Genomic DNA, 469 nt, shown 5'->3' with positions numbered 1-469 from the left:
GGCGGCGGGACCGGCTATCTCACGCGCAGATACGGTCTCACCATCGACAATCTGGTCGAGGCCGATCTGGTGCTGGCCGACGGCAGCGTGGTGACAGCCAGCAAAGCTGAGAACCCCGACCTGTTCTGGGCGCTGCGGGGCGGCGGCGGCAATTTCGGCGTCGTGACCAGCTTCCTCTTCCAGGCCCATCCGGTGAACATGATCTTCGGCGGCCCGGTGTTCTGGGAGGCCAAGGACGCTCCGGCCGTCATGCGGACCTATCGCGACTATCTGCCGGAGGCGCCGGAAGACCTCGGTGCCTTTGTCGGCCTGAAAACCGTTCCCTCGACGGATCCCTTCCCGCGCGAGCATTGGGGCAAGCGCGCCTGCGCCATCATCTCCTGCTACAATGGCACGGAAGAGGAGGGGCGCAAGGCCATGGCACCACTGCTCGACACTCTTCCACCGCCGATCTTCAACTGGATGGGCG

The 469-nt window shown here is 65.2% G+C and carries 1 pseudogene; it reads left to right on the top strand.

The window, feature by feature from the left end:
- Window positions 1-469, top strand: a pseudogene (locus EN852_RS35095) (FAD-binding oxidoreductase); the annotation flags it as partial.

It is taken from the genome of Mesorhizobium sp. M2E.F.Ca.ET.209.01.1.1 (assembly GCF_004010375.2).
Lineage (GTDB): Bacteria > Pseudomonadota > Alphaproteobacteria > Rhizobiales > Rhizobiaceae > Mesorhizobium.
This window is presented reverse-complemented; position numbering and strand designations above follow the sequence as displayed.